The organism is Chitinophaga sp., from assembly GCF_039596155.1.
GTDB lineage: Bacteria > Bacteroidota > Bacteroidia > Chitinophagales > Chitinophagaceae > Chitinophaga.
The window spans coordinates 1-22,774 of sequence record NZ_JBCNKF010000003.1 but is presented as its reverse complement, the minus strand read 5'-3'; the positions used below and the strand labels follow the sequence as shown (position 1 = coordinate 22,774).

The 22,774-nt window shown below is 45.6% G+C and carries 24 protein-coding genes; 15 read left to right on the top strand and 9 right to left on the bottom strand.

The window, feature by feature from the left end:
* Nucleotides 1-59: 59 nt before the first annotated feature.
* The gene (locus ABDW33_RS03785; protein WP_343688737.1) at nt 60-1,610 is read left to right on the top strand and encodes an SUMF1/EgtB/PvdO family nonheme iron enzyme; all 1,551 of its coding nucleotides are present in this window, start codon (nt 60-62) and stop codon (nt 1,608-1,610) included.
* Nucleotides 1,611-1,708: 98 nt separating this feature from the next.
* On the opposite strand, the gene bcp is transcribed toward ABDW33_RS03785, so the two are convergent.
* Together bcp and ABDW33_RS03775 are read right to left on the bottom strand one after the other, a co-directional pair.
* Nucleotides 1,709-2,170 (bottom strand): thioredoxin-dependent thiol peroxidase, encoded by a 462-nt coding sequence (gene bcp, locus ABDW33_RS03780; RefSeq protein ID WP_343688736.1) that lies wholly within the window; start codon nt 2,168-2,170, stop codon nt 1,709-1,711.
* A complete protein-coding gene (locus ABDW33_RS03775; RefSeq protein ID WP_343688735.1) occupies nt 2,167-3,855 on the bottom strand; it encodes a peptidoglycan DD-metalloendopeptidase family protein in 1,689 nt (562 codons plus the stop codon). Before ABDW33_RS03775 ends, bcp begins: the two co-directional genes overlap by 4 nt.
* A gap of 56 nt (nt 3,856-3,911) precedes the next feature.
* On the opposite strand from ABDW33_RS03775, the gene ABDW33_RS03770 reads away from it, so the two are divergent.
* Together ABDW33_RS03770 and ABDW33_RS03765 are read left to right on the top strand one after the other, a co-directional pair.
* Nucleotides 3,912-4,988, top strand: coding sequence for a sensor histidine kinase (locus tag ABDW33_RS03770; protein WP_343688734.1), 1,077 nt, complete (start codon nt 3,912-3,914; stop codon nt 4,986-4,988).
* Nucleotides 4,985-5,677 (top strand): LytTR family DNA-binding domain-containing protein, encoded by a 693-nt coding sequence (locus tag ABDW33_RS03765; RefSeq protein WP_343688733.1) that lies wholly within the window; start codon nt 4,985-4,987, stop codon nt 5,675-5,677. The genes ABDW33_RS03770 and ABDW33_RS03765 overlap by 4 nt, the downstream gene beginning before the upstream one ends.
* Before the next feature lie 54 nt (nt 5,678-5,731).
* Here ABDW33_RS03765 and ABDW33_RS03760 read toward each other — a convergent pair whose 3' ends face one another.
* The 4 genes from ABDW33_RS03760 to ABDW33_RS03745 form a co-directional block, all read right to left on the bottom strand.
* On the bottom strand, nt 5,732-6,529 hold the full coding sequence (locus tag ABDW33_RS03760; RefSeq protein WP_343688732.1) for a TerC family protein: 798 nt from the start codon (nt 6,527-6,529) through the stop codon (nt 5,732-5,734).
* Between the two features lie 142 nt (nt 6,530-6,671).
* Nucleotides 6,672-7,229, bottom strand: coding sequence for a TerD family protein (locus ABDW33_RS03755; RefSeq protein ID WP_343688731.1), 558 nt, complete (start codon nt 7,227-7,229; stop codon nt 6,672-6,674).
* Between the two features lie 9 nt (nt 7,230-7,238).
* A complete protein-coding gene (locus ABDW33_RS03750; protein WP_343688730.1) occupies nt 7,239-7,964 on the bottom strand; it encodes an HAD family hydrolase in 726 nt (241 codons plus the stop codon).
* Nucleotides 7,961-8,635, bottom strand: coding sequence for a TerD family protein (locus ABDW33_RS03745; RefSeq protein WP_343688729.1), 675 nt, complete (start codon nt 8,633-8,635; stop codon nt 7,961-7,963). The genes ABDW33_RS03750 and ABDW33_RS03745 overlap by 4 nt, the downstream gene beginning before the upstream one ends.
* A gap of 266 nt (nt 8,636-8,901) precedes the next feature.
* On the opposite strand from ABDW33_RS03745, the gene ABDW33_RS03740 reads away from it, so the two are divergent.
* The 8 genes from ABDW33_RS03740 to ABDW33_RS03705 all read left to right on the top strand — a co-directional run bounded on the left by ABDW33_RS03740 (nt 8,902) and on the right by ABDW33_RS03705 (nt 15,975).
* Nucleotides 8,902-9,819, top strand: a complete 918-nt coding sequence (locus tag ABDW33_RS03740) for an ATP-binding cassette domain-containing protein (protein ID WP_343688728.1) — start codon at nt 8,902-8,904, stop codon at nt 9,817-9,819.
* A gap of 14 nt (nt 9,820-9,833) precedes the next feature.
* Nucleotides 9,834-11,126, top strand: a complete 1,293-nt coding sequence (gene eno, locus ABDW33_RS03735; RefSeq protein ID WP_116853480.1) for a phosphopyruvate hydratase — start codon at nt 9,834-9,836, stop codon at nt 11,124-11,126.
* 200 nt (nt 11,127-11,326) lie between these two features.
* Nucleotides 11,327-11,596 carry a septum formation initiator family protein gene (locus ABDW33_RS03730; RefSeq protein WP_343688727.1) on the top strand — a complete coding sequence of 90 codons (270 nt, stop codon included), beginning with the start codon at nt 11,327-11,329 and terminating at the stop codon, nt 11,594-11,596.
* 231 nt (nt 11,597-11,827) lie between these two features.
* Complete coding sequence (locus ABDW33_RS03725) at nt 11,828-11,977, top strand: hypothetical protein (protein ID WP_343688726.1); 150 nt, start codon at nt 11,828-11,830, stop codon at nt 11,975-11,977.
* A 54-nt stretch (nt 11,978-12,031) separates the two neighbouring features.
* Nucleotides 12,032-12,679: an endonuclease III gene (gene nth / locus ABDW33_RS03720; RefSeq protein ID WP_343688725.1), complete on the top strand. Its 648-nt coding sequence runs from the start codon at nt 12,032-12,034 to the stop codon at nt 12,677-12,679.
* A 7-nt stretch (nt 12,680-12,686) separates the two neighbouring features.
* The gene (locus tag ABDW33_RS03715; protein ID WP_343688724.1) at nt 12,687-13,403 is read left to right on the top strand and encodes a DUF2071 domain-containing protein; all 717 of its coding nucleotides are present in this window, start codon (nt 12,687-12,689) and stop codon (nt 13,401-13,403) included.
* Nucleotides 13,404-13,552: 149 nt separating this feature from the next.
* Nucleotides 13,553-14,779 carry a nucleoside permease gene (locus tag ABDW33_RS03710; protein WP_343688723.1) on the top strand — a complete coding sequence of 409 codons (1,227 nt, stop codon included), beginning with the start codon at nt 13,553-13,555 and terminating at the stop codon, nt 14,777-14,779.
* A 2-nt stretch (nt 14,780-14,781) separates the two neighbouring features.
* Nucleotides 14,782-15,975: a Gfo/Idh/MocA family oxidoreductase gene (locus ABDW33_RS03705; protein WP_343688722.1), complete on the top strand. Its 1,194-nt coding sequence runs from the start codon at nt 14,782-14,784 to the stop codon at nt 15,973-15,975.
* Nucleotides 15,976-16,029: 54 nt separating this feature from the next.
* On the opposite strand, the gene ABDW33_RS03700 is transcribed toward ABDW33_RS03705, so the two are convergent.
* Together ABDW33_RS03700 and ABDW33_RS03695 are read right to left on the bottom strand one after the other, a co-directional pair.
* Entirely contained in the window at nt 16,030-16,611 is a 582-nt protein-coding gene (locus tag ABDW33_RS03700) for a DUF6134 family protein (RefSeq protein ID WP_343688721.1), read from the bottom strand.
* A gap of 87 nt (nt 16,612-16,698) precedes the next feature.
* A complete protein-coding gene (locus ABDW33_RS03695; RefSeq protein WP_343688720.1) occupies nt 16,699-18,552 on the bottom strand; it encodes a 2-oxoacid:acceptor oxidoreductase subunit alpha in 1,854 nt (617 codons plus the stop codon).
* Between the two features lie 330 nt (nt 18,553-18,882).
* On the opposite strand from ABDW33_RS03695, the gene ABDW33_RS03690 reads away from it, so the two are divergent.
* From ABDW33_RS03690 to ABDW33_RS03675, 4 genes are all read left to right on the top strand, one after another.
* On the top strand, nt 18,883-19,623 hold the full coding sequence (locus ABDW33_RS03690; RefSeq protein WP_343688719.1) for a Bax inhibitor-1/YccA family protein: 741 nt from the start codon (nt 18,883-18,885) through the stop codon (nt 19,621-19,623).
* Nucleotides 19,624-19,836: 213 nt separating this feature from the next.
* On the top strand, nt 19,837-20,148 hold the full coding sequence (locus tag ABDW33_RS03685) for a carboxypeptidase regulatory-like domain-containing protein (protein ID WP_343688718.1): 312 nt from the start codon (nt 19,837-19,839) through the stop codon (nt 20,146-20,148).
* A gap of 179 nt (nt 20,149-20,327) precedes the next feature.
* Nucleotides 20,328-21,002, top strand: a complete 675-nt coding sequence (locus ABDW33_RS03680; RefSeq protein ID WP_343688717.1) for an RNA polymerase sigma-70 factor — start codon at nt 20,328-20,330, stop codon at nt 21,000-21,002.
* A 5-nt stretch (nt 21,003-21,007) separates the two neighbouring features.
* Nucleotides 21,008-21,985 carry a FecR domain-containing protein gene (locus ABDW33_RS03675; protein WP_343688716.1) on the top strand — a complete coding sequence of 326 codons (978 nt, stop codon included), beginning with the start codon at nt 21,008-21,010 and terminating at the stop codon, nt 21,983-21,985.
* A 55-nt stretch (nt 21,986-22,040) separates the two neighbouring features.
* Here ABDW33_RS03675 and thpR read toward each other — a convergent pair.
* The coding region (gene thpR, locus ABDW33_RS03670; RefSeq protein ID WP_343688715.1) for an RNA 2',3'-cyclic phosphodiesterase at nt 22,041-22,774 on the bottom strand (734 nt) is incomplete at its 5' end.

Genomic DNA, 22,774 nt, shown 5'->3' with positions numbered 1-22,774 from the left:
AAAATAAAAAGTGCTAGTTTTGCGTTTACCTAAAATATCAAATAATAAAGTTGAATCGCATGCATAGATTAACCTCTGTCTCATTCCTCTTAGGCGCCAGCGTCATGCTGTCAATGACTGCCTGTAATAAGAATGGCGGCGGGGCCTTCAGTAAAAAGAAGGAGAAATCCACCGCTACCGGCTGGAACTATAACGACCCGAAAATGGGTGGTTTCAGTGTGGCAAAAAATAAAGATCAGCAAACTGGCCCTGGTCTTGTATTCGTACAGGGTGGTACCTTTGCCATGGGTGCGACCGAACAGGACGTAATGGCTGACTGGAATAACATTCCACGTCGTATCACTGTATCATCTTTTTATATTGATGAATCAGAGGTAGCCAACATACACTATCGCGAGTACCTGTATTGGTTGCGTCGCATGTACAATGAGTCTTTCCCTCAGGTAGTTCGTCAGGCATTGCCAGATACCCTGGTATGGCGTAGCGAGCTGGCTTACAACGAGCCACTGGTAGAATACTACTTCCGTCACCCTGCCTACAACGATTATCCGGTAGTAGGTGTGAACTGGAAACAAGCTGTTGACTATTGTAAATGGCGTTCTAACCGTGTGAATGAGAAGTTGCTGATTGAAAAAGGACTGCTGTCTAAAACAGATATGAACAATCAGGCTGATGATAATACTTTCGATACCAAGGCTTACACAGCTGGTCTGTACGAAGGTATTCCCGGCAAGATGTCAAAATCCACCAAGGAACAATTCAGGAACGCGGATGGTTCTCCACGTACTGCACAGTTCGAGGATGGTGTAATGTTACCGAACTACCGTCTCCCAACAGAAGCTGAGTGGGAATATGCAGCACTCGGTTACATCGGCCAGAACCCTGGTCCTTCCAAGAAAGAAGGTAAACGTGGTGAGGAGTTGATCATGAACAAACAGGTTTATTCCTGGGGTACTAACAACAGCGGTTTGAGAGATATCCGCCGTGGTGCATGGCAAGGTCAGTTCCTGGCTAACTTCAAGCGTGGTTCTGGTGATAACATGGGTATGGCCGGTGGTCTGAATGACCGTGCGTCTATCCCTGGTCCGATCACTGCTTACTTCCCGAACACTTTTGGTATCTATAATATGTCTGGTAACGTGAGCGAGTGGGTACTTGACGTGTATCGTCCGCTGAACCCAATCGACGGTGATGACTTCAACTACTTCCGTGGTAACAAGTTCCAGACTACTTATATGAATGGCGAAAATGAGCCTGAAAAGGATAGCCTGGGTCACCTGAAAATGCGTGATGTAACCGATGAGGAAAGTGCTAACCGTCTGAACTACCAGAAAGGTGATGTGATCAACTACCTGGATGGTGATACCTTGTCACAGGTTGAGTATGGTTATGGTGTTACTTCCCTGATCAATGACAAGTCTCACGTAGTGAAGGGTGGTAGCTGGAATGACCGCGCTTATTGGCTGTCTCCGGGTACACGTCGTTACATGCAGGAAGATATGGCGACTAACACTGTTGGTTTCCGTTGTGCAATGGACCGTGTAGGTAGCCCTGAAGGTAATAAGTTTAAGACAGGTAACCTGTTTAAGAAGCAACGTCAGAAGAGATAGTTCTGACTTACAGATAAAATAAAAGAGGCGCGGTTATACAACCGCGCCTCTTTTATTTGGGTGGTACCTGCAAAGAAGCAGGCATCTGAATCCTTATCTTATTTCCAGATCTCCAGGATCTCTTCCGTGTGATTCTTGGTATCCGGTTTAGAAATGATCTTGTCAATCACCCCATTTTCATTGATCAGGAAAGTTGTGCGATGAGTGCCATCATATACTTTACCCATGAATTTTTTCTCGCCCCACACACCATACTGTTCTACAATCTTTCTATCCTCATCCGCCAATAGAGGAAACGGCAGGTCATACTTCTCGGCAAACTTCTGGTGGCTCTTTTCGCCGTCTGTACTCACTCCTACTACCGCATATCCCTTCTTCAGCAGATCAGTATAATTATCACGCAGGTTACAAGCCTGTGCTGTACAACCCGGTGTCATGTCCTTGGGATAGAAATACAGTATTACTTTCTTCCCTTTCAGATCAGACAGGGACACTTTGTTCCCCGACTGATCTACCCCTTTAAATATGGGAGCTTTATCTCCTTCTTTCAAGTTTGTCATCTTGTAAATTTAAATGTGTACACCGATGCATTACCGGCTAAATCTGTAACAGTTAATGTGAGTGTATGGTTGCCCGCAGAGCAATGATTATCGAAATCATATGTCAGCACATTGCTACGCCGGGAGAACATGAGCCACTTGCCGTCCAGTTCTGCACGGTAACTTTTGATGCCGTTTGCATCGCTCATGGCAAAGGACAATTTTGAAGCCTTAGACAGGTTTGCACCGTTTTTTAATCCCCCCAGGAGGGTGATCTTAGGCGCGATTGTATCTACTGCCAGGCGGAAGGTACCAAACTCCCTGAACTTACCAACGTACCAGCCATTGTCGATGGTCGTACCTGTAATGGTCTCGCCCAGTCCCTCTCTTACCATCACGACTTTATTAGCCAGGTTGGCCGGCAAAGGTTTTTCCGGTTTCAGGCGGAGACTAAAGGGAGTATGCACCGGTACGAGAGGAGTATGCAGCCGGTAGGCCGGGAATCCATTCTTACCATCCAGCTCTGCGTAATTGAAACAGATCTTGTCGTAGAGCGCGGTTTCATCCAGGTAAAACTCTACCTGGTTATTTTCAAAGATATTTCTTGACTCAGCATACATCGTATTGGCACAGGAAGATTCCTTATCCGGCTCACCACTCTGCTGCAGGGTAACCTTTACAACGCTGGTATTGCCATAGGCATCCTTTACCTGTAGTTTTACAGGGTGTGGTTTACCATCGGAAACATCCAGTACGCCATCTCCCTGCAGATCTTTGTAGATGCTCAGCTTATTGCCCGGTAGGGTAAATAACAGCTGGATCCATGGACCACCACTCTTTTTGGTCTTGTAGTCCACATGGGCATTGATGTACAGTGACTCATCAAAACCAATATTGTCGATAGTGAAGCTGGTATTAGGCACATCCTCGTCGAACAGTACCACCTGATAGATACCATAGGTGTTGGGGGCAGTAGGACTCATTTTATCCACCGCCGTCAGGCCTAAACCTACGCTGGCTGCTTTTACTTTTACAATTGGCTGGGTAGTCACATATTCACTGCCAACTTTCTTAACAGGCAGTATAACAGGAGACTGGTCGTAGATGCTCCTTTCCATATCGTAAATTGCAATGCGGGATACGACAGGTGCGGTAGCATCTGCTATGTCAAAACCGAATAATAATGGATTCAGGCCATGTTCTGTCTGGGTATTCCTCACTTCAAAGTGCACGTGTGGGCCGGCAGAACCACCGGTATTACCGCTCCATGCAATGAGATCGCCTTTCTTTACGGGGAACTTACCGGCAGGGATCTTCAGATCCTGCACCCAGCTTTCTGCGGAATACTGCTGTTGCTTCACGTATTCTTCCAGTGCAGGGAAGAAACGATTCAGGTGACCATATACGGTGGTATACCCATTCGGGTGGGTAATGTATACCACATTGCCGTAACCAGTGTGCGATACACCGATACGGCTTACGTACCCTTCTGCGGCGGCATGTACCAGCAGGTTTTCCCTTTGCTGGGTTTTGATGTCAAGACCTGCATGGAAGTGATTAGGGCGGAGTTCGCCAAAATTACCTGCCAGTTGGATAGGTATATCCAGTGGATTGCGGAAGTACCCACGAGGATAGTTTTTCTCTGGTAATTGCGCATGCAACAGCTGCGGCAAGAGGATACAAAGTCCAAGGATTCGTTTGATCATGTTACAAAAATAAGGATAAGCATGAAACGAGCACGATTACCTTATATTTGTAATACATGACTCCTGCTTTCAACGGCGATAAAATCAGGCAACTATTGATCCACATAGCCGGCTGCGTTACCTTCCTGGCGCTGCCGATTGTCTTTTCGCCGGATGCCAGCAATCTTTATGATCTGCTCCGGTTCCCCCCGGCCATGAGGGACTTCATTCTATATGTGCTGTTGTTATTGTTCTTTTATTTCAACTATTTCTGGCTCATCCCTACCTTCTACTTTCGCAGAAAGTATGTAAGCTTCTTTGCACTTGCCATTCTTTGTTTCGGGTTGATTGTATTGCTCCCCAATGCACTGATAGCAGGCGATAATGTATTTCATCCACAGCCACCGGGAATGCGGGTGCTCCCGCCCGGCTTCGGTCATTTCGACGACCGTCCTGCACCACAGAAACTTTCTTTACTGATAGACATGGGACACCAGATCTTTCTATTTCTGGCGGTCTTCTTTTTCTCTCTCATCCTGAAGATCCGGGATCGCTGGAAACAGGCGGAACAGGAGAAACTGAATGCTGAACTGTCTTACCTGAAGGCACAGATCAATCCACATTTTCTTTTCAATGTACTCAATAGCATTTACTCGCTGGCTGTTGTAAAATCGGATGAAACACCAACCGCCGTTATTAAACTATCCGGCATGATGCGATATGTGCTGAATGATGCCGGTCATCACCTGGTGCCCCTTTCCAGGGAGATTGATTACATACAGGACTACATTGAATTGCAGCGAATCAGGTTTGGCGCTTCCCTACCCCTGACATTTGTGTTGAATGGCTCGCCTTCCGGCCAGTTGATTGCACCTTTGATCCTCATTTCATTTGTAGAAAATGCTTTTAAATATGGTGTGAATGCATCGGAAGATGCAGCGATTAAGATCGATATCAGCATAGAAGAACAATCCTTACAATTCCATGTATTCAACAAAAAAGTTACCTTCAGTGATATCCCTGCTGCCAGCAGCGGATTGGGGATAGAGAATACAAGGAAACGACTGGAGCTGTTGTATCCCGGCAGGCATACGCTGGATATTGCTGATACCACCGGTCACTTTTCCGTATCACTCTCATTGCAACTCTTATGATCATACAAGCTATAGCCATAGATGATGAATTACCGGCACTTACACTGATCTCGAACTTCTGCGAGCGGATCGATATTGTCCGCCTGCAAAAGACGTTTAACAAACCGGAAGAAGCCTTGCAATACATTTCCCAATCACCTGTAGATCTATTATTCCTAGATATCAATATGCCGGCTATTCCGGGGACTGACCTGTACAAATCTATTACCCGGCAGCCGATGGTAATATTCACGACAGCACATAGTGAGTATGCAGTGGAAGGTTTTAACCTGAATGCGGTAGATTACCTGCTGAAGCCCTTCACTTTTGAGCGCTTTCAACAGGCGGTACAAAAGGCACAGGCACAGCTGCAATACCAGCAAAGCCTGCAAAAGAATGATCAGCAGCAACTGGTATTACGCGTGGATTATGGATTAACAAGAATTGAGCTGAAGGATATATTGTTTATAGAAGGACTGGATGATTATCTGAAAATTCATTTGCATCGTCAACCACCGCTTGTGATTCGTATGACAATGAAAGTGATGTTGGAAAAACTGCCGGCACCTGCTTTTGTAAGGGTACACCGATCGTATATCGTACCATTGTCAAAGATTGACCAGGTCAGGAATAAAACTATACTGATTGGTACGCAGGAAATACCGATTGGCAGCAGTTATGAAGCAAACTTTCACATGCAGTTTAAATAGAAAAAGGCGCATCGGGTGATGCGCCTTTTTCAGTTCATGCAAGCTGTATATCGCTTATTTAGTTTCTCCTATTTTATGAGGCTTAGGATATTTAAATATAATACTTGACAGAATTGGTAATGCAAAGATGCTTACGGTAATAACAGAGGTTGCCCAGTCAGCTTCATGGCTACCCAGGAAGGTGGCAAAAGCATTACCTTCAAAGAAGTGCTCATATACTGCCAGCAGCAATTTGATACCCAGTACACCAATTACGAGGAAGGCAGCCGTTTCCAGGAAAGGATATTTCTCCATCAGTCTTACGAAACCCTGTGCTACAAATCGCATAGCCAGGATACCGATGAAAACACCGGTCCATACCAGTATGATGTTTTTGCTGAATGCAACAGCGGCAAACACGTTATCGAGGGAAAAGGCCAGGTCCATTACTTCCACCACAGCTACAGTTGCCCAGAATGGGCCCATCCAGCCGATCGTATGTTTGTAAAACCAGTTTTGTGTTTTATCTACAGCTTCCGGCTCTTCATTGCTTTCAGCCTGTTTCTTCTTAGCAGCCTTTTCTTTAAAATAGTTAATTGTCAGGTATACCAGGTACAAACCACCTAATGGCTTCAGCCACCAGAACTGAATGAGGTATGCGGCAAATGCCAGGCAGATACCACGGAATACATAAGCACCGATGATACCATATTTTAATGCTCTGTCACGGTCTTTCTGGGGGAGGTCCATTACCATGGTTGCCAGTACTGCAGCGTTATCCACGGACAACAGGCTTTCGATAATGATAAGGTTCCCGATAACTAATAAGGAAGGGATGGGATTATTAATGATCTCCTGGATAAATTCAGTCATGTTGCAAGTCGGTTTAAGTTTCGCTTTTTTAGGTTTGTAAAACTAACTGGTTTCTGCCAGCTGTACAAGTGTTCCAAAAAAATCGCTGACACCTGCGTGGCACCAGCGATCCTTCTGAATAATTATATGATCCGGCTTTTATCTAGCCGGCATAACGGTCTACATATTCCTGCAGGCCTCCGCGCTGGCCGGCACCAACGGCTTCGAAGCGCCACTTGTTCTCTCTCTTGTAGATACGGCCGAACTCTACTGCCGTTTCTATAGAGAAGTCTTCGCCCAGTTCATAGCGCAGGATTTCCTGGTTGGTGTTTGCATCGTAGATCCTGATGAAACTGTTACGTACCTGTCCGAAGTTTTGTTTACGCCCCGCAGCATCGTGGATGGTTACTACCACACACAATTCTTTGATTGCAGGATTGATGACGGAGAGGTCAACTGTCAGGGTCTCATCATCGCCATCACCGGCGCCTGTACGATTATCGCCGGAGTGTTTCACGGCTTTATCCGGCGATTCCAGGTTATTGTAAAATACAAAATATTCATCGGCAGGAATCTTCCTGTTATCTCCCAGCATGAATACAGAAGCATCCAGGTCAAACTCGGCCCCGGAGTGTGATTCATTTACATCCCAGCCCAGTCCGATGGTGAATTTCGGTAATGCCAGGTCTGCTCTTTCACCTTTTTGCAGATTGATTGCCATAGTTGCATTTTATTTTGCATGATCAAAAGCCGCCAGTTGCAATAGCTGATCCAGCGGCTGTTTATCAAAAGTTGTCAATGAGGCCGTCATTCCGGCGTTGGCAGCGCCCTGCACATCTGCCAGCGGATTGTCGCCCAGGTGCCAGATCTGGGTTGGAGACAATGCAGCTCCGTGCAGATACCGGGCTTTTTCCAGTAGTTGTGCAAAGAACCGGGGAGCCGGTTTGGAATGGCCTGATTCATCTGAATATAACTGGAAGGAGAAATAATGTTCCCATCCCAGTTGTTGCATCATTTTGCGCAATGCGGTTCCCTGTATAAAACCGGTATTGCTCAACAGGCTGATCGTACGGCCGGTAGCCCTGATACTATCAAAAAGTGCACCCAGATTATTGTACAACGGAACAGGCGGATAGCGGAACCATAGTTCTTCCAGTGCAGCATAACAACCTGATAGTTGTTTCTCAGAGATGTCCTTTACCTCTCTGCCCAGTTTATGGAGGCATAACAGGTAAATTTCAAAGGTGTGCACGTTCCGGCCTGTCACTTCATTCATATTATTGACCAGCACATCTATCTCCCGCATGGCAGCTTCCACGGCAGCCGGGGAATGCTCGTCCAGCCGGAAATAGTCACGGAAACCTTTCGCCCGCAATTGCTTATATGCAGGATTGGAGCGGATCAATGTCATCCATACGTCCAGGGAGATGTGCCTGATGTTTTCAATCGCGATCAATACACATAATTTTTCAGGATCTCCACAAAGCTATCGTTGGGTTTAGGTTCACCCAGGGCCCTGAATTTCCAGGTACCGTCTTTGCGATATACTTCGGCGAAGATCATACCCTGCATATTATTATACGCTGCATCGCCGGAGAGGCTAAAGCGGGCAATTTCCTTTCCATTTTTGTCTACTGCGCGGATGAAGGCATTTTCTACCATCCCGAAATGCTGGTTGCGCTGGCGTCCCTGATAGATAGTAACCAGGAAAAGGATCCTTTCGTACTTCTGATCGAGGCTATCCAGTTTTACGATGATCTGTTCATCATCTCCTTCGCCTGCGCCGGTCCGGTTATCGCCGGTGAGCCAGATATGGCCGGAGGGGTGTTGCTGGCTGTTGAAGAAGATCACATCGCCCTGGTGGAGGCTGATATTGCGGCCATCGCCTGTCCTGACTGTTTTGCCCAGATCTGCTACTTTACCGTTCTTGTCGAGGAGAAATGCGATTGCATCCAGGTCATATTCTGCTTCTTTGCTACCGCCTAATAATTTACCCAGAAAGCCACCGCCGCCGGATTTGCGGATGTCCCATCCCAGGCCTATTGTTACGGTAGAGAGGTCGAAGCTTTCTCCTTTGTCATTCTTGCGCAGGTCAATGGTTTGTCCCTTAACTAAATTGATTGCCATTTTAATTCATGGGTTGATGATGATACAATGTGCCCGTGAATATAAAGTATTCGCAGGTATTTTACGGTTAAGCACTGATTCATTTTAGAATTTTAAAAGTCATCTGTGCCCGCTATCGGTCGTTGATGCACATGGCATCGGCGATGGATGGCGGCTTTTAGCGAATTAAATACAAAGGAGTCAATAACTATGTTTATGTAACGTTAAAATGGGGGGATACAAATTATTAATTTCCGTACTTTAGCCCCGCCAAACCGGAAAACCTAATGTCAATCATAGTCAAACAACTCAGCAAAGTCTACGGAGAGCAACAGGCAGTCAGCGATATTTCCTTTACGCTGGGTAAGGGAGAGGTAGTTGGTTTTCTGGGCCCCAATGGTGCAGGTAAAAGTACAACCATGAAAATGCTCACTGGTTATGTACCTATCACCAGTGGCGAAGCAACCGTATGCGGGTTTAATGTTGCCACACATCCCCTGGAAGTGCGCAAGCGGGTAGGATATCTGCCTGAAGCCAATCCTTTGTACCTGGATATGTATGTCCGGGAGTTCCTGGGTTTTATGGCACAGGTGCATAATCTGGGTAGTAACAGCCAGCGCAGAATTGACGATATAATTGCCCTGACGGGATTGACACCGGAGGTGAGTAAAAAAATACAGTCACTTTCCAAAGGATACAAGCAACGCGTAGGCCTGGCGCAGGCATTGATACATGATCCGGAGGTATTGATCCTTGACGAGCCTACGAACGGGTTTGACCCCAATCAGCTGGATGTGATCAGGGATGTGGTAAGAAACCTGGGAAAAGAAAAGACCATTGTACTCAGTACCCACATCATGCAGGAGGTAGAAGCCATGTGTAACAGGGTCATCATTATTAACAAGGGGAAAATAGTGGCGGATGATTCTCTGGCCAATCTGCAACAAGGTGGGGACGATAATGGTTATATACAGGTGAGCTTTGGTGGCCAGGGACCGGATGAGCCAGAGCTACTGTCAATTGGTGGTGTGACACATGTCAGGCAGACGGATGCCCAAAGCTGGCAATTGTATACCAATGATCTGGAGGCTGTGCGAAAAAACCTACTACAATTTGCTTTGATAAATAACCGGAACATACTTTCTTTGCAAAGCAATTCTCAAAGTCTGGAAACTATCTTCAGGGAATTGACGAATAAAATTTAAAACAACTTATAACAATGAGTACCATTTCAGCAATCCATGCCAGGCAAATTCTTGATAGCCGTGGTAATCCGACAGTAGAGGTAGATGTAACAACAGAAGACGGTAACTTTGGCCGTGCCGCTGTACCTTCAGGTGCTTCCACTGGTAAGCACGAAGCGGTAGAGCTGCGTGACAACGACAAATCGGTTTATATGGGTAAAGGCGTTTTGCAGGCAGTAGCCAACATAAACGACATTATCGCTGAAGAACTGATAGGATGGGAAGTATCTGACCAGGCCGGTATCGACAAATACCTGATCGAACTGGATGGTACTGAAAATAAAGGTAAACTGGGAGCAAACGCTACCCTGGCTGTTTCTATGGCTGTAGCAAAAGCTGCTGCTGAGCAGGCTGAACTGCCTTTGTACCGTTACCTGGGTGGTGTTGCCGCTGTTACCCTGCCAGTTCCTCTGATGAACATCATCAACGGTGGTGTTCACGCTGACAATAAAATTGATTTCCAGGAGTTTATGATCGTTCCTTTCGGCGCACCTTCTTTCTCTGAAGCACTGCGTTGGGGTACCGAAGTATTCCACCACCTGAAGTCTGTACTGAAGAAGAAAGGTTACAGCACAAACGTAGGTGATGAAGGTGGTTTTGCACCGGATATCCAGAGTAACGAAGAAGCGATCGAAACTGTACTGCAGGCGATCGAAGCGGCTGGTTACAAGCCAGGAGAGCAGATCGGTATCGCACTGGATGCTGCAAGCAGCGAAATGTTCAACGACGCTGACAAAACTTACAAATTCTACAAGAGCTCCGGCAAAGTAATCAGCAGCGATGAAATGGTTGCTTTCTGGGCTGAGTGGTGCAAAAAATATCCAATCGTTTCTATCGAAGACGGTATGGCAGAAGATGATTGGGCTGGTTGGAAAAAACTGACTGAAGCTGTAGGTGATAAAGTACAGCTGGTTGGTGACGATCTGTTCGTAACTAACGTAAAACGTCTGAAAACCGGTATCGATGAGTCAATTGCTAACAGCATCCTGATCAAGGTAAACCAGATCGGTACTGTTACTGAAACTATTGACGCTGTAAACATGGCGCACAAAGCTGGTTTCACTTCTATCATGTCTCACCGTTCCGGCGAAACTGAAGACGTAACCATCGCTGACCTGGCAGTTGCACTGAACTGCGGTCAGATTAAGACCGGTTCTGCTTCCCGTACCGACCGTATGGCGAAATACAACCAGTTACTGCGTATCGAAGAAGAATTGGATACTACCGCTTATTTTCCGGGAAAATCCATTAAATTTGGTAAGAAGTAATCTTAATTTATTTCACAACTGGAGTTCGTGCAAGTGAATATTACAAGTGAATATTAATTTAATTGCCGAGTTTTCATTAGTGGTCAATATTCCGGGTTTTGATTTACATCAAAACCCGGTTTTTTTTGATATGGCATGAATTCTGTACCTTTCCGTCCGATATGTTATCTAAGATCAAGTCTATAAAAATACCAGCGTACATGCGAAATAAATATTTCGTATCGGCAGCGGCATTTGTAATATGGCTGGCATTTATCGATAGCAAAAACTTCATCTCCCAGTATGAACTCACATCAGAAGTGAATAAACTGGAAGACCAGAAGTCTTTCTTTATGGAAGAAATTATTAAAACCCGCAAGGAACAGGAAGAATTGTTGTCCAGTCCTGACAAACTGGAGAAGTTTGCCCGTGAGAAATACCTGATGAAGAAAGACGACGAGGACCTTTTTATCTTCACTGAAGAAGAATAACAGCCCCAGCTATTCAAACCCGCCATTATCGTGCATTTCTACTTTACCGCCCATCCTTTACTTACCTTATGTTTCGAAATATTTCGTTTATTTTGACAATACATTTTGCATAATCTCCGTTATACTGTTATGAATTAATCATTTGTATTAAAACTTATTTGCATGGGGAATTCTACACATCTATTTTCTACCTTTCTTTCTGTTACTGATAGCGCAAATAAATTGCACAAAATGGATAATCAAGATCCCGAACTTTCCCGCGAAGAACAACTTTGTCTGAACCAAACCCGCAAAGCGCTGGACACTATTATTTACTCACCCAGACCGGAGACTATCAGAGCGATTGCAGAATACGCGAAGAAGACCCAGCCGATTAAATAAAGGCCCTTTCAGCACGTTTATTTTTGAGACTTTTTTTGCCCTACCTTTACAGGTATGACAAAGAAAGAGCGGTTTGCCTTTGTACTCAATTATTTCGAGCAACATGCTCCCAATGCGGAGACAGAGCTGCTCTACGACAATCCTTATCAATTACTGGTGGCTGTGATCCTGTCTGCGCAATGCACAGATAAGCGGGTCAATATGACCACTCCGGCTATCTTTAAAAAGTACCCGGATGCGGAGAGCCTGAGTCATGCAACGTTTGATGACCTGTTTCCATTGATCCGCAGCATCAGCTATCCCAATAACAAGACGAAACACCTGATCGGGATGGCGCAGATGCTCATGGAAGACTTCAATGGGGAGATCCCTGATTCCGTATCAGAACTGGTGAAACTGCCAGGGGTGGGACGTAAAACAGCCAATGTTATTACTTCTGTTATACATCATCAGCCTAATATGGCTGTTGATACACATGTGTTTCGTGTGTCTGCACGTATAGGCCTTACAACGAATGCCAGGACGCCTTTACAGACGGAGCTGCAATTACTGAAATATATTCCTGAAGAAAAAGTACATATAGCACACCACTGGCTCATCCTGCATGGCCGGTACATCTGTGTGGCCAGGAGCCCCAGGTGCGGTGAATGTGGCATCAGACCTGCCTGTAAGTATTATAAAACGCTGATTAAAGGGCAATAAACTACGTATGCAAAATCCTTTTCTTTCTGCTGAATGGCGCAATCTGCTTATGATCAATTTCCAGGCAGATCCTGCTGTGCTGCAAAGATACCTGCCTTATCGTACGGAACTGGATACGTGGAATGACACACATTATGTGAGCCTGGTGGGATTTATGTTTAAGAATACCCGGGTACGTGGGCTGTCTATTCCGTTTCACAGGCACTTTGAAGAGGTGAACCTGCGATTTTATGTGCGCTATAAAGCGGGTAACGAGTGGAAAAGAGGTGTCGTTTTTATCAAAGAACTGGTGCCGAAATACGCCATTACATTTGTCGCGAATACGATTTATAAGGAAAAGTATGCCACGCATCCTATGCGGCACAGGTGGGAGATAACAGCGGAAGAAATGGATGTGAGTTATGAGTGGAAGGTAGGTAGGCACTGGAACCATTTGACTGCAAAAGTAGATAAAGCGCCACAGGCGATTGCGGCTGACAGTGAAGCGGCATTCATTACAGATCATTACTGGGGCTATACCCATATGGGTGTGGATAAGACCGGGGAATACCAGGTGACACATCCACAGTGGAGAATACATCGTATGATCGGGTATAGTTATCACGTGGATACTGCAGCACTTTATGGAGAGGCGTTTGTACCCACGCTGAGTCAGCAACCAATATCGGCATTGCTGGCTGAAGGGTCAGCAATTACAGTGCTGCCCAAAAGAATTCTATCATAGTATTTGCCAGCCTTCACCAGCCGTCTGACATTAAAAACGAGCTTCTGTCACAAACGGAAGCTCGTTTTTTATTTGCTGGTTGGAATTTCGATTTTATTTTACTTATCTTATACGGGCAAAATATCGTCATCGTTAAGTTTAAAATCGTTATGAAAGCAAGTACCAGTATCCGGCTATCCGTTATGATGTTCCTTGAGTTTTTTATCTGGGGGTCATGGTTTGTTACATTAGGAACATATTTAAGCGCGAACCTTCATGCATCTGGTGTCGCCACTGCTAATGTATTCTCGACCCAATCATACGGTGCAATTATCGCTCCTTTTATCATCGGTATGATCGCCGATAAATTCTTTAATGCGGAGCGTATTCTGGGCGTACTGCACCTTGCAGGTGCTGTATTGATGTTCCAGATGTTCCGGGCAGAAGATGTAAGCGTTTTTTATCCGTACGTATTTGCTTACATGGTGCTCTTCATGCCTACACTCGCACTGGTCAATTCAGTTTCATTCCGCCAGATGAATAACCCTGAAAAGGAATTCTCTGTCATTCGTATGTTTGGTACAATCGGCTGGATTATAGCTGGTGTACTCGTTTCTGTAATGGCATGGGATAGTCCGGACGGCGTTACTGCAGGTTTGTTGAAAAACACCTTTGCCATGGCAGGTATCGCCTCTTTAGTTTTAGGTGTTTATAGTTTTAGTCTGCCCAAAACGCCACCGGTAAAAGACAAAAATCAGAAAGAAAGCATTGGTGAAATTTTAGGTCTCGACGCCATCCGCTTGCTTAAGAATGGCAACTTCTTAGTGTTCTTTATCTCTTCTATTCTGATTTGTATTCCATTGGCTTTTTATTATCAGAATGCACACCGCTTCTTCGAAGAAATGAAAATGCCGAATGTAACTTTGATGATGACCATCGGGCAGCTTTCAGAAACATTCCTGATCCTGCTGATTCCTGTATTCTTCAAGAAATATGGTTTCAAAAAGACCATTATGGCAGGTATGCTGGCATGGGCTATCCGCTATGCATTGTTCGCCTATGGAGATGCCAACGGCCTGTTGTTCATGCTGATCATTGGTATCGCCCTGCATGGTATCTGTTATGACTTCTTCTTCGTATCTGGTCAGATCTATACTGATCAGCAGGCAGGTGAAAAATATAAAAGTGCGGCACAGGGTCTGATCACACTGGCTACCTATGGTGTAGGGATGCTGATCGGGTTCTGGGTAGCAGGTCTCATTTCTGACCACTACAAGGATCTGCCATTAGCAGAATCATGGCGTCATATATGGATCATTCCTGCAGTGATTGCACTGGCAGTATGTCTCCTTTTCCTCTCACTGTTCAAGGATAAACAAACCAAATCAGCTCTGTAAATATGCAACGTATTTCCATGTTAGGCTCAGGCTTCATAGGCCGCTTCTATGCAGATTCCCTGCAGGGGCAGCGTAGCCGGGATAAGATTGTAAGTATTTATTCCCGCAGGGAAGAGAGTGCACAAAAGTTCGCAGCAGACTATCAGGTACCTCACTGGACTACTGATATGGAGGCATCTATTGCCCACCCTGATGTGGATGTTGTATGCATCTCTCTGCCTAATAACCTTCACGAGGCTGCGGTATTGCTTTGTTGTAAACACAAAAAAGGCGTCATCTGTACCAAGCCATTGGGCCGTAATGCAGAGGAAGCCAAACGTATGCTGGAAGCCGTAGAAAAGGCAGGCATCTTCAATGGTTACCTCGAAGACCTGGTATATACACCCAAGTTCCTGAAAGCACTGGATAGTGTAAAGAACGGGGCCCTGGGCAGGATACTCTGGGCTAAGTCCAGAGAAACACATCCCGGCCCCCACAGTGAATGGTTCTGGGATAAGGAACAGGCAGGAGGCGGTTGTATCCTGGACCTGGGTTGTCACTGTGTAGAGATAGCCAGATCATTTATCGGTAAAGATATCAAACCTGTAGAGGTCATGTGCTGGGCCGATACACAGGTAAAACCTATTGATGCCGAAGACCATGCTATTGGACTGGTAAAATACGAAAATGGTGCAATCGGTCAGTTCGAAGTAAGCTGGACATTCAGAGGTGGCCTGGACCTGCGCGATGAAGTGATGGGTACGGAAGGCACAATCTGGATCAACAACTTCCTGCGTACTGGTTTTGATATGTTCAGCACCGGTAAGGGCGCAGACTATGTAGCTGAAAAAGCGGAGAGCAACAGCGGCTGGTTATTCCCTGTAGGTGATGAACTGAATGACCTTGGCTACAACCATATGTTCACCGATATGTTCACGGCAATAGAGCAGAACAGGGCTCCACAGGAATCATTCTACGATGGCTACGTGGTAAATGCTGTGCTGGACGCCGCCTATCGCAGTGCTGCTTCCAGACAATGGGAACCGGTAAAACTGGAAATCTGGCGTGGCCGTGAAAATGTAGGAAAAGATCGATCACAGCAGGATTATGATGCACAGTACTATCTTGTCAAAGAAGAAATGACACATTATGGTGCAAAGAAAGTGATCCTGAAAGATAAGGTCAGTGGTCAGATCATAGAGAAAGTAATCGGGTAAGTTTTAGATTAGACTATAGATTCAATTTCAGCCTGAGGGTAGCGCAAGCTATCCTCAGCTTATTTTAACTACCAGGGCTTTTCCAAATGCCTGTGGAATCTCTACCTGCACCAATGTCCCTTTTTCGTATTTATACACGTTTTTTTTGCCCTCTGGTAGTGTCAGCTCATATAATCCATCTCCCAGTGATCTGAGCGGCAGGAAGGCCCCCTGTAGCTCCGAGAATATACTTGTGATGTGATGCGGTTCGAAGAAGTATAATTCCGCTACGGTGTGTATAATGTCGGTATTGTTGAGGACTGAGCGTTCTCCGTTGTGATTAATGCTATAACTCTTTCCATCTCTTTTGGTAATGCTGTATTTATTGTCGCCATCTTTCCCGGAGGTACGTTTCGCATTGGCGGAAACCAGGATATTGTTATCGTAATCACAGTCTATGTTGAGATTGAATTTGGCGAGCGGCTTCATATCCACATTACTCTGGATGGCAATTTTTCTGCCGGTTCCCGTTACTTTCTGTACAGCTGTGATATTGCCGATTACGTGGCTGCCATAGCGAATTTCGTAGCTATGCGTCTGCGCGGCTAGTTGTAAGGAGATGCAGGAAAGCAGGAAATACAGTACAAGGCTTTTCATAAAAAACATTTGGCGATAAATGAATGTACAAAAAAAATCCTGCCCCGGAGGACAGGATCTTTTACCTATATATTAGTTAGTTGATTATCATGCCTGCAGCAGCTCCTTGATCTTCACAATCAGTTCTCCTTTTGTGATAGGTACACCCATGATCTTATTGTAACCCTGTGCATCGATCAGGAATTGCTCACGGATGATCTTGATGAGCTGACCATTGTTGATCTCAGGAATCAGCACTTTATCATAGTTGTGCAGGATCTCACCAAGGTTTTTAGGGAAAGGACGCAGGTAGCGGATGTGTGCATGCGCTACTTCGTGGCCTTCTGCCAGCAGTTCCAGTACGGCGCTCTTGATAGCACCATAGGTAGAACCCCAGCCCAGTACCAGTACTTTTCCTTTTTCAGGCCCCAGTTCTATTGTCTGAGGGGGAATATGATCTGCGATCTTATCTACTTTCTCCTGACGGATGCGCACCATTACCTGGTGGTTTTCAGGGTCGTAGCTCACATTTCCGGTAATATTCTGTTTCTCCAGACCGCCGATACGGTGTTCCAGTCCCGGAGTACCTGGAACTGCCCATGGGCGTACCAGATTCTCATCACGGTGGTAAGGGAGGTAGTTTTCCTCTCCTTCTTCCAGTGCTTTCTTGAACTTCACCTCGATCGGTTTCAGGTCGTCGGATTTAGGGAAACGCCAGGGTTCGGCACCATTTGCGATATAACCATCACTCAGCAGGATCACCGGTGTCATATGAGCGATGGAGAGACGGAATGCTTCGTAAGCAACCTCGAAACAATCAGATGGTGTAGATGCAGAGATCACTGGCAGCGGACACTCACCGTTACGACCATAATATGCCTGTAAAAGGTCAGACTGTTCTGTTTTGGTAGGAAGACCAGTAGAAGGACCGCCACGCTGAATATTGACAATCAGCAGGGGAATTTCCAGCATCACTGCCAGGCCGATGGCTTCACCTTTCAATGCCATACCCGGACCGGAGGTAGTAGTAACCCCCATGTGACCGCCGTAAGACGCACCAATAGCTGATGTGATACCTGCGATTTCATCTTCCGCCTGGAAGGTGCGGATACCGAAATTTTTGTACCGGCTCAGCTCATGCAGGATATCAGATGCAGGTGTGATGGGATAAGTACCCAGGAAGATCGGCAGGTTGGCCTTCTGACTGGCTGCGATAAGGCCGTAAGACAAGGCGGTATTACCTGTAATGCTCCGGTAAGTGCCGGGCTCCATTCTTGCTTTTTCCACGCGGTAGCGGGTGGTAAAGGCTTCTACAGTATCGCCCAGATTGTACCCGGCTTTCAGCGCTTTCAGGTTGCTATCTAAGATTTCGGGTTTCTTGCCGAATTTTTCGTTGAGGAAGTTTTCGGTGCTTTCCAGGCTACGGTCGTACAACCAGTAAAGGAAGCCGAGCACGAACATATTCTTTGCCCTATCCTTTTCTTTCATACCGAGGGAGCTTTCCTTAAGCGCTTCACGCGTCATCTTGGTCACGTCCATGGTATGGAGCTGGTAGTTTACCAGGGAACCGTCTTCAAGCGGGTTTACGCCATCAGGATAGTTAGCCAGGCGCAGGTTTTTTGCATCAAAACCGTCAGTATTTGCGATGATGATACCGCCTTTTTTCAGGGATTTCAGGTTGGCTTTCAGCGCAGCTGCATTCATCGCCACCAGTACATCACAGGCATCACCAGGGGTAAATATACGGTTGGAGGAGAAGTGGAGCTGGAATCCGCTCACACCGGCCAGTGTACCCTGAGGGGCACGAATTTCGGCCGGGAAGTCAGGGAAAGTGCTGAGGTCATTACCGACCAGGGCTGTATTATTGGAGAACTGCGTTCCCGTCAATTGCATACCATCACCACTATCCCCAGCGAACTTGATCACGACATCCTCTATCTGTTGAACCGAAGTATTTGACATTTAAGATCTTATTTAACGACTGATATTTTTTCAGGCTGTAAATTTAACGATTCGGATAGTAGTATTTACTGTTTTAAATCATATACTTCCGGAATGGCTGAATTTTAGCAAAAGTACACAAAGTCAGTAGACTTTATCTTTCCTGCGGCATAGCTAATAGTTATGAGCCATAACTTTAAGTAATAGTCCCCTTAAGCAGTCAGTTTTTGGACACCCTCTTTGGATAGAAGGTGATGTCCTGGTTCAGGAGTTTAACAACGAATTCGCATTTGGATGACGATATTTATGAGTGAAAATCGTAATTTAGCTACAAATAATATTTAATACATCATGGCATTATTCCAACCCAATAATCCCGTCCTGAATGAGAAGACATTTAGGGAAGCTGCCCTGAAATCTACAGACAACTCAATGACTGTGAAGGGTACTGCCAATAAGACTGCTTTTTTATTAGCCCTGGTAATCTGTGCTGCTGTTTACTCATGGGGTGTACTGGCAAGAGAAGGTAATTATATTCCGTTCCTGGCTATCGGCGGTATCGGAGGCTTTATACTGGCTATTATCATTTCTTTCAAAAAAGAATGGGCGCCTTTCCTGTCACCGGCTTATGCATTGGCAGAAGGTTTGTTCCTCGGTGTAATTTCGGCTATGTATGCCGGTTTGTATGAGGGTATCGTATTGCAGGCTGTTGGTCTGACTTTCGGTACTGCTGTTGCAATGCTGGTGCTTTATAGGACAGGGGTATTACGCGCAACTGAAAAGTTCCGTGCAATTATTTATACGGCCACTGCAGGTATTGCAGTGTTCTATCTGATCGCATTTGTACTACGCTTTTTCAGTGTAGATATTCCTTTCCTGCATGAAGGCAGCATGGTAGGTATTATCTTTTCACTGGTAGTAGTAGCGATTGCCGCGCTGAACCTTATCCTGAACTTTGATATGATTGAACAGGGTGCGGCACAGGGTATGCCTAAATACTTTGAGTGGTATGCTGCATTTGGTCTGCTGGTGGTGCTTGTTTGGCTGTACCTGGAGATTCTGAGACTGCTGTCTAAGTTGAACAGAAGATAATTTATTCTGAATAAACAAAACAAGAGCTCCTGCCTTAGGCGGGAGCTTTTTGTTTTAGGTAATCACTAAGGCATCCAACCTGCCGGCATAATTTCCCGAGTGCCTTTAGCAGCCTCTGGTGACGACTTAAAGTAATGTTAAACCATTTTTGACATTCCCCCGTTGGCATACTAATTGATTTTATGTACACATAACCATATCAATTGAACGACCATGAAAAAGTTAATGTTAGTCCTTGCTGTTGCCGTGACAGGTGCGTTTGCCTTCAGGACAAGTGACGAAGGAAGTATCTCAGGAAAGATAACTCCTGCAGATGGTGCAACAACAGCATGGGCAATTATGGGAACAGATACGTTGAAGGCAACTGTGAACGACGGAACATTTTCTATTCAACAAGCCAGGGCAGGTACATATACAGTACTTGTTACAGCCAAAAGTCCGTTCCAGGATGTGACAATAGCAAATGTGAGAGTGCAGGACGGCAAAGCAACGGATCTGGGAGAAATTAAACTGACAGAAAAATAATTCAAGATAGCAATAGTTGGTTTTCATAGGGGTTAATCAAAAAGCCGGTTCCATACTTCTGTATGGCCGGCTCCATTTTTTTTAAGGGGGCGCCTGCCCCCTTTTTATTTTTCCTTCACATAGGGGTACAGGCTGTGACAACCGTTATCTATAATATCACAGCAAATTAATTGTCACATATGCAAGCTGTACTCAGGACATTTTCCAGTACTGCCCCATCCTATACAAGTGGGAACAAGGACAAAGATTACTTTTGTACCATGCCGGAAAATGCTGCATTGCAAAAATTATTACAGGAGAATGAGCAGTTGTTTATGGAAACACTGTTCAGGAACTGGTTTCCTTTAGTATGCAAGACGATCTACCGCATTGTTCAGGACACTGCCACTGCTGAAGACCTTGCACAGGATGTATTTATTAAGATCTGGAATCGCCGGGCTGAACTACGGGAAGTCTACTTTAAGGCTTACCTGCACAAAGCTGCGATCAATATGGCATTGGATTATGTTGATAAACAAAAGCGCAGAGGCATACACATGGAACTAGGTGAACAACATGAACCAGTACGGGTGGAGCATCCTGGCGCGGGCATGAACCTCCGGCAGACCACACACCATATTCAGCAGGCCGTAGACCGGCTGCCGGAAAAATGTAGAGAGATCTTTATACTAAGCCGATATGAAGAACTATCCTACAAGGAGATTGCTACTACGCTGAATATCTCTGTAAAAACAGTGGAAAATCAGATGGTGACAGCTCTAAAAAAATTACGTATCTCCCTGCAGGACTATTTGCAGGTAACTATCCTGTTTATAGCAGGAGCGGCGCTTTATCCTTTACTTTTACAATGTTGACAAGTATGTCTGAGCAATTTGAAAATATTGATACGCTGATCGTGCGCTCGCTGGAGAATTCGCTCTCCCCTTCTGAGCAAACCTTGCTGCAAACGTGGCTGGACGAAGATGCAACACATCGTCGTTACTTCAATGAGATCAGGCGCACGTGGACAATAACCGGTGAACATGATACCACCTTTATTCCTGACACAGCAGCCAATTGGCAACGGTTCAGAGAGCGGGTGTATACAGGTGAAGTACCTGCAATGAAGGTAGTGAGCAACAAAAAATTATACCTGCGAATTGCCGCCAGTATAACAGGTATTGCAGTTGCTACCCTGCTCTACTTTACACTGCGTGGCCCCAGTGAAATAACCGAACTTACAGCAGCCAATGAGAAGAAGACGATCATCCTGCCTGATGGAAGTAAAGTATATATGAATCAGAACAGCCGTTTACGTTATGACAAACAACTGGCGGGGCATGAAAGAGCCATTCATCTGGAAGGAGAAGCTTTCTTTGAAGTTGCTACCAAACCCGGAAGACCGTTTATGGTGTATGCCAATGAAACGCAAACGCAGGTATTGGGGACTTCTTTTGACGTAAGGGCATATGCTGCCACACCTGTGGAAATAGCAGTAGTAACCGGGAAAGTTGCAGTATCACATGACACACATAAACTGGTAGTGACACCAGGTAGAAAAGTGACCTTTGCAGCCGGAAAGCAACCTGAAGAAAATGCGAATAACGATGCAAATATTATTGCCTGGAAAGAGAATCGGTTTGCGTTTGAAAATATGCAGGTGCATGATATTGTTCAGACATTGGAACAGTACTATGGCATCAGGATCATTGTAATGGACCATGGTATAGATACAATGCACCCAAGGATCGTATACGATACAATTCCACCATTACAGGATATTTTAAATCTACTGAATGAAGTAACTACATCGGTCAGCATGAAAGAAGGAAATACTTATAAAATATATAAGAAATAAAAAAAGAGGAAGGTGATCACCTTCCTCTTTTTTATTAGTGTTAAGATCATTCCGATCAGGCACCACCCAGTTTGCACTTCTGCAGTACTTCCCAGGATTTACCATTATGACGGAGGAAATACAGGTTATTCACTTTGAATGAAGCCTTATATTCCTTGTTTTCGTATTCAGGCCATGCCTTTTCGAACTGTGCATCTTCGAGGTCTTTGAATGCCACGGTAACGTGAGGAGTGAAACCTGTACGAGCCAGCATAGTACTAAAACCAAACTCCTTACGCAGGAAGTTGATCAGCTGTCTGTGCAGGGCGCTCATTGTTTCGCTCTTCTCAACATTGATGAACAGTACGCGGTTCTGCTTGTTCGGGAATGTACCAAAACCATTCAGGGACACTTCGAATGGTGCCTGAGTTTTAGCAAATTCAGCCAGTTCATCGCAGAATGCTTTTTCCAGTGCCGGATCAGCGGTGAAAGGAACCTGGAGTGTGATATGCGGCAATACTTTCAGCGCATATACAGGACCAAAGTTTTCAGCGAAATCCTGCTTTATTTTGATGATCTCTTTACCTACTTCAGCTGTAGGGAGTAATGCGATAAAGTAGATCTTGTTATCTGGTTTAGGAGTGAAAGGACGTCTTTGTCCGCCACCACCTGGTCTTGGGCCTCCTCTGAAGCCGCCACCACCACCGCCGCCACGATTGAATCCACCACCGCCGCCGCCGCGATTGTAACCACCGCCGCCACCGCCGCGATCGTATCCACCACCGCCGCCGCCGCGATTGTAACCACCGC